Annotated in this window: 5 protein-coding genes and 1 pseudogene; 3 read left to right on the forward strand and 3 right to left on the reverse strand. The window is 42.2% G+C overall.

The genetic code is table 11. From position 1 onward, the window contains the following. Nucleotides 1–274: 274 nt before the first annotated feature. The gene (locus tag RTW80_RS17170) at nt 275–1708 is read left to right on the forward strand and encodes a DNA cytosine methyltransferase (protein ID WP_001288444.1); all 1434 of its coding nucleotides are present in this window, start codon (nt 275–277) and stop codon (nt 1706–1708) included. A gap of 34 nt (nt 1709–1742) precedes the next feature. Here the strand turns inward: RTW80_RS17170 and RTW80_RS17175 are convergent, their stop codons facing one another. After that, a complete protein-coding gene (locus RTW80_RS17175) occupies nt 1743–2951 on the reverse strand; it encodes a type II restriction endonuclease (protein ID WP_000110239.1) in 1209 nt (402 codons plus the stop codon). A 673-nt stretch (nt 2952–3624) separates the two neighbouring features. Here RTW80_RS17175 and RTW80_RS17180 point away from each other — a divergent pair. Together RTW80_RS17180 and RTW80_RS17185 are read left to right on the forward strand one after the other, a co-directional pair. Beyond that, complete coding sequence (locus RTW80_RS17180; protein ID WP_000049501.1) at nt 3625–4590, forward strand: hypothetical protein; 966 nt, start codon at nt 3625–3627, stop codon at nt 4588–4590. Nucleotides 4591–5352: 762 nt separating this feature from the next. Continuing rightward, nucleotides 5353–5934 carry a hypothetical protein gene (locus tag RTW80_RS17185; protein WP_001310565.1) on the forward strand — a complete coding sequence of 194 codons (582 nt, stop codon included), beginning with the start codon at nt 5353–5355 and terminating at the stop codon, nt 5932–5934. Between the two features lie 86 nt (nt 5935–6020). Here the strand turns inward: RTW80_RS17185 and RTW80_RS17190 are convergent. Continuing rightward, nucleotides 6021–6996: pseudogene (locus RTW80_RS17190) on the reverse strand (hypothetical protein); the annotation flags it as partial. A gap of 16 nt (nt 6997–7012) precedes the next feature. Further along, nucleotides 7013–7072 (reverse strand): IS1 family transposase (locus tag RTW80_RS31440; RefSeq protein ID WP_071528444.1); only part of this gene is annotated, 60 nt, incomplete at its 5' end.

Consider the following 7072-nt stretch of genomic DNA (forward strand, 5'->3'; position numbering starts at 1 on the left):
TACTTTTCCTCATAATGTGAGCTAATTTTATGTTTCGTTTGATGATTGGACCGGTCTCGAAAACCGTAGACACATAGTATGCGTTAATTTATGAACAAACTACTTGTCTGCTGTTTTTCTGTCATTAGTCGTATATAGAATGATTCTCTATGCCTAACAAAGCATCACCAGTGCTAGATTACGTTGTAGTTACTGTTTAAATATCCAGATAAAACATTTCCTTCTGGGTTGAATGAGTGATAAAGTTTCACCCATTAGACCCCTTGGAGGAATTATGTCTGAATTTGAAGTGTTGGCACAGCATCTGCTGAAGGAAGCCGAGGCGGAAGAAAAGCTGCGACAGGAAAATGATAAAAAGCTTATCGAGAAAGTGCTGGAAATCTATGATCAGAAGTATGTGGCTGAATTACTGAGAAAAGTCGGAAAAAATGAGTGGAGCCGTGAAACCATTAACCGCTGGATTAATGGCAAGTGTTTACCAAAATCGTTGACTTCAGTAGAAGAGTCTCTTCTGCGTAAGATGCTACCAGAACCACCTGCAAACCATCCGGAATATGCTTTCCGCTTCATTGACTTATTTGCTGGAATTGGAGGGATACGGAAAGGTTTTGAGGCCATTGGAGGCCAGTGTGTTTTTACCAGTGAATGGAATAAAGATGCTGTGCGTACATACAAGGCCAACTGGTTTAACGATGAACAGGTGCATAAATTCAATCTCGATATTCGGGAAGTCACGCTGAGTGATAAAACCGATGTATTGGAAACGGATGCTTATGCATATATTGATGAGCATGTGCCGGATCATGATGTGCTTCTTGCGGGGTTCCCGTGCCAGCCATTTAGCCTTGCTGGTGTTAGTAAGAAAAACTCACTTGGTCGTGCGCATGGTTTTGAATGTGAAGCACAAGGAACACTTTTTTTTGACGTGGCACGTATTATACGAGCAAAAAAACCGGCAATTTTTGTGCTGGAAAATGTCAAAAATCTGAAGAGCCATGATAAGGGTAAAACTTTCAAAGTCATTATGGAGACCCTTGACGAGCTGGGCTACGAAGTTGCCGATGCTGCAGAAATGGGAAAAAACGATCCAAAGATTATCGATGGGAAGCATTTTTTGCCTCAGCATCGTGAACGCATTGTTCTGGTCGGATTTAGACGAGATCTGAATATTCACAAGGGGTTTACCTTGCGTGATATCAGTCGTTTTTATCCGGAACACCGCCCATCATTTGGTGAATTGCTGGAGCCTGTAGTCGACAGTAAATATATACTTACGCCAAAACTATGGGAGTACCTTTATAACTACGCCAAAAAGCATGCAGCCAAGGGGAATGGTTTTGGCTTTGGGTTGGTCAATCCTGAGAATAAGGAAAGCATTGCACGCACACTTTCTGCCAGATATCACAAAGACGGATCAGAAATTCTTATTGATCGTGGTTGGGATATGGCAACGGGAGAGGCTGACTTTATGAATGAGAGTAATCAGGCTCGTCGACCACGCAGGCTGACTCCCCGAGAGTGCGCACGCCTTATGGGATTTGAAAAACCTGGAGGGAAACCATTCCGTATTCCGGTTTCAGATACTCAGTCATATCGGCAGTTCGGTAACTCAGTTGTGGTGCCAGTATTTGAAGCTGTTGCCAGACTTCTGGAACCCTATATCCTCAAAGCTGTTTCTGCTGATGCTGGTAAGACTGGGCAGCCTTGAGAACATCTCCCGGCCTTTTAAGCCGGGAGTCAGCCTATGATAGTTCAGCGTAAAGCTCTATCAGCTCAGTAATGAATGCTCCGAGCGTTATTAATTCTTCTCTAACTGCTTCTGGGTATTTTTTATGTAAAGTTGATGGTACAACGAGTCTGACACCCGCATCTTTCATTTCTCGGTATTGTGCTGAAGAAACACCTTCTTGCAGTGTAAATAAATGTACCTGATGGATTTTATCTGCTTCATTCAGTATCTGACGCCAGCGATCTTTGCAGGTGGTCTTTACTGCCAGCATACGTAAGTTTTCTACAGGAAATTCAACGTTATGATATGCCTCTGCTGAAGGAAACAGGAAATCTGGTTTTTTATTACCTTCAGTAACTGCCTGAGTGGAGAAATGCCGTAGTCCGTGCTCGATAAAAAGCTTCTCTAGGTGAAGTTCAAGTGATTTGCCTGCCCTTGATTTACGTCGATTACTGACAGAGTTGGCTAATGCAATAAACTCATCTACAGAATCGAATCCTTTCTTAATAATATCAAGAACATGTAATTCCTCGACGAGTAGAAAAATATCATACTCGACACGCCGACGGTCAATCAGTTGCTCATCTGGATCCTTGGAGTTTTTAGCATAATGGCCAGCAGCATATTGAATAATTTCGTTTCCAGAAGGAAAACGCTTCTTCCAGTCTTCAGGAATAACATATTTATGATTTACTGGAGTTTGCTGAAGAGACAATCCGCCCAAAATTTGTCCGGCAGGGCCGGAAATTAGGGTTCCAGGTATGATTTCGCCAATAGCAGACTCGATGATATCCTCTTCATCGGGATTGACGCAGACCCATATATCTACCTCGGAACAGTCAGTGTTCTGTTCGTTTAACCTGAAAGCAAGAATTGTGAGGGCTCCTGTATTTTCAGGGTTCTGTAATGGACTTCCTCTCCCCCAGCGCGTAATTCTTTTTTCGTTTCGGGTCTTACCAAAATAACGGTTGTTGTAATAAATTGCGCGTGCTTGGGTATCAGGGCAATCATGGGATGATACATGCGCAGTAAGGAAGACTGAAGGGTTCAGTTCGCGAGTATGATTGATAGATGGAAAAAGCTTTTCAACGATATTTGAGGGGATATAAAGTCCGACCTGATGGCCACCTGTTGCGCCTGTGTCGTTTGCAGAAAGGCGTTTGATGTAGATAAAGTAATTCCCGCTTGCGATATCAAGCAGCCAGTTATGAAAAACCGACATATACATCCCTTTGTTAACATACAGTCAGGGTTAACATTTTTCCATAGTTATAGATAAGCGGCTAGGAACTTAAGGGAAAAACAAAAAGCCCGCATAAGCGGGCTTTTGTGTCACTCGAGAGCCGCGGCTCCTTTGCGTATCCTTTTTTGTCTCCTCACCGTCTGGTCGGTGTCCTGCTGAGACTGCTAACTTCCTGTTTTTGTTGGTGTTGTCCTTACACCGTCCAATCATGATTGGTGGAGCTGGCGGGAGTTGAAACCGCAGCCACGTCGTATGCAAGAACGTGCTGCGGTTGGCTGGTGAACTTCCGATAGTGCGAGTATTGAATGATTTCCAACTGTTATCGATTTTGCGTATTTTTTGCATGAGAGGATTTTTACCTCCTCCCGCCGATCCTCCATGGCTTTACGCCTGTGTCTCTGGTCTGCTCTGTGCCAATTGCAGACGTTGTTGCACTGCAAAAATATCTTGTCCGGATCAAGGTATCGCCACCACTTGTTAGGTGGATTAATCCGTATTTATAACAAATACAATTCCCGGCTGTACCTATAAGCTGTTGTCAGTTATACAAAAGCGATGTAGTGTTCCACACATTAAATTTACAAACGTGGAAAAGTCCGTGTTTAGATACAGATTTTTCCGCTGAATAACCGCATATTTCCAAAGGTTTATCATGAGTAAGTGGCTATTAGACAGGCTATTTGAAGCCGGTGATCAGGCAGAGCCCCGGTTTGCGTTTCAGGGGACTGTAAATTGGATGAGGGCCCTTGCCGAAGTCGTTAACGGTGGCGCTTGTGCCGATGATAAACTAAATGATTTATATGCTCGGGTACAACGTAGACCTGTCAATCGTGAAGCTGATACGCTTGTGTTTGAGAACACAATGATGGCCTTACATAATCTGTCATCTTTGAAAAGTATGAATAAAGATGTCGAAGATAAATATGACATATGTCGTTCAGCTATTATTTCTTGGTATTACAGTATCTATTTTTCCGCTAGCGCGATGGTTGCAGCATCTTCTGGTTCTATTCAAGAGACACATACAGCCACAGCAAAAGTTTGGCAGTCAGATATCGCGGAAAAAGAACTTATCCCATATCCATTTAATCTTCTTCTAACTAGTTTAGTTTCAAACACTGCTGATGCCGAGATTGCTGCATATAGAGGTGCTAACCGTTTCGACCTGAATAATAGAGCTTATGATAATGAAACTGCTCATGGTGCACTGGTTTCCTATCTAAAGGGGACTCATGGCTACAAAAAGTGGGAAACAGAAGAGAGGGTGAGAACTTCTCGTGATTTCAAAGCTCTTGGTGTTGACAACTTTCGCACGAAAGCTGCTCGCGAAGTTCGCGATCACGCACTAGAAAAAGGACAAGTTAATTTCCTTATTCAGGCATTTAGATACCGTGGTAAAGCGAACTATCGTGACTCTATATTTTTATCCTACGGTGACAACAACGAAGCTATTATAGAAGAATTTATCCAAGATTTGTATGATGTCGCTATTGGCTTCATTAGGGCTACTTCGCATTATTGCAGTCGAAGAGTCGAGAGAGGTACGTGGGCTGAGTTTGTCGAGGATATTTCTGATAACTCAAGGTTGTCTATTGACTCTGTCGTGCTTGAAATATAACAAACAATTTAAGAATGGCTCAGCACGCTTGGCATTTTCAGTTTGGTTCAAATTTAGTGATTAAGGTATTCAAATTGAGTATGGTGAATACGTGCTTCACACTTTAATTGGGCGTTAATGCCCGCTTTTCGCTCATAACAGACATAAACTTCAGTTATGGCATAAAGGTATGCATGCTGGGTGGGGAAAGTATGAAGGAAAAGAAGACTGCTGCGCCGTTTGTCGTCACGTTTATCTTCATTGGCTATGCAAGTCGTAATACAAGGTGGGACAAAACTGAGACACATAAGGCCTCGCAATGGCTTGCAAGGCTTTACATGTTTTGATGTGGTGGGACGTGTGAGCGCAGTGTTGATGGGGTAATGCTTTGAATTAGAAGCGGATTCTTATAATTCGTAATGCGAAGGTCGTAGGTTCGACTCCTATTATCGGCACCATTTAAATCAATAAGTTAGATAAGTGTGTGCCTAGATTTTCTTGCAGCTTGTCATTTGGGTACACACAGGGGACACAAAGCACAAAAGTGTGTACATTTGGTTTTGGTGTCCTCGTGTTTACTTCTTACCGTTGATATAAATTCACTTTCTTGTTGACAAAAATTGTAAGCATGTCGAATGGCAATGTAGACATCGCTATTAGTTGTTTGGCAAGGTATTTATTGAGTGTAAACATAAAAACTTTATCAATATATGCTCAGACTGATGAGGTCAGTATTGATACTAATGTTTTCAAATTTTAGGCCATAAAATAGCTGTCATTCCAATGTCTTACTCTCCTGCTACTGTAGCCCGCCGTTTTTCGATACTGGATGGAGTAACTATTCAGGGCGTGCTTTACCAGATCATCTGGGATCCAGAGACTCCGTTCGCTGCGGTAATCGAAGCTGCACCTTCTGTTATTGATGGTGATATTCGCCATAAGGTTGTTGCCACTCTGGAGCTTCAGCGTCGTTCACAGCTTGAAGGGGTGTTTGTCCGGAAATTCTGGGAAGAACAGGACGTTGCTCAGATTGAAGGGATTGTTGTCGATGGCGCTGTACGTGATGTTGGCCTTGCTACGTTTGTTTATGAAACAATAGCCACAAAAGCAGGCGTTATACTATTAAGTGATAACGAGCAATATGAAGGAGGTAAAGCCCTCTGGCAGCATATAGCGCGTCGTTCAACGAATCTTAAGGTGTTTATCTTAGATACAGATTCCGCACGGTATTATCCGTTTGATGGTGATCGGATCTGCTATGATGGGGAAAGTATTCCTGAATCAGAAATCTGGAGTGAACATCCTGATCGAAACAAACACGGTGTTGTTCTTGTGGCCGAATCTGTTAATGGAAAAGCCGCATAATTTGCCGATTGTCTCGTGTCCCTGGAACTCCGGTATACCGAGGCATAACGAACAGGGGATAACCGGGCTGTTATCCCCTCAGGGAGTTACTGTCCGGTCAGGCATTTGCCCCATAAAGGTCGAATCACATCTCTATCTTCACTGTAGGGAAATCTTTTATTTTTTTTCTTCTGTTCCAACAGGAATACGTCGATTTCGTTATTGATAATCTCCTTAACAGTGCGGCGATAACGGTTTAGCGACGTATCACTTATATTTGTCTTTGACAGGCGTAAACTGGTATCGGCTTTGATGTCTTCATTTATGCCATCTTTAACTTTTCGTTTTGGCCTATCCGGAATACCTTCATGCAGATCATAGGCTTTCAGCCCTACAAGTCGTACGGCAACGTCAATCTTCTCTGTTCGTTTTTGTTTATGACTTTCTAACAAAACTTTATTTTTTTTCATACCATTTTTGAAATGTTTCCAGCCGCTTCTCATTATCTTTACTGAGCTCCAGAAGAGAATAAAATTCAATATTATCTGTTATATTAATTTCACTCTCTGATGCCGGAGGTTTTATTCCTGGAAACTCTGTCTCATTCTGGGATGATTTCTTGTATTTCTCCTGCAGACAATGACAAAGATAAATTACTGCATCCTGAAGGGTATTAGTGTGAATCAACCTCAGAAGTTCATCACGTTGTATGGTTATCTGGCAATAATCCTTTTCCCATGCAGTTGTATGCCCGGTTTCTGTATCTTTATCCGGAGTAACTGTTGCGAATTTCCATGTATATCGGATAAAATCTGTTGGTTTAAAATACGCCATGGTTTTGTTGAACCAACTAATGATTTCATTGGCATAAAGACGGACATATTCATCGTATATTGACTTAATTTCATACCAGTTGGCGACTTGACACAAATTATTCACGAATTCTGTACGTCCTGTTTTCAACAGTTGCTCTTTCAGTCTGATTACATCCCCGGTATTTTGCTCCGGACAATCCCTGAATATTTTATGTTCCTCTTTAAAAGGGGATAGCCATTCCGTAAGGTCTGTATTTTTTTTCTTGTAGGGTAATGACTCCAACTTATTGATAGTGTTTTATGTTCAGATAATGCCCGATGACTTTGTCATGCAGCTCCACCGA

Source organism: Escherichia sp. AM3, from assembly GCF_032029835.1.
In the GTDB taxonomy this organism is placed as follows: Bacteria; Pseudomonadota; Gammaproteobacteria; order Enterobacterales; family Enterobacteriaceae; genus Escherichia; species Escherichia coli.

Coding starts and splice junctions, on each gene's coding strand:
- RTW80_RS17170 (WP_001288444.1), top strand. CDS start 275: ATGTCTGAATTTGAAGTGTTGGCACAGCATCTGCTGAAGGAAGCCGAG.
- RTW80_RS17185 (WP_001310565.1), top strand. CDS start 5,353: ATGTCTTACTCTCCTGCTACTGTAGCCCGCCGTTTTTCGATACTGGAT.
- RTW80_RS17180 (WP_000049501.1), top strand. CDS start 3,625: ATGAGTAAGTGGCTATTAGACAGGCTATTTGAAGCCGGTGATCAGGCA.
- RTW80_RS17175 (WP_000110239.1), bottom strand. CDS start 2,951: ATGTCGGTTTTTCATAACTGGCTGCTTGATATCGCAAGCGGGAATTAC.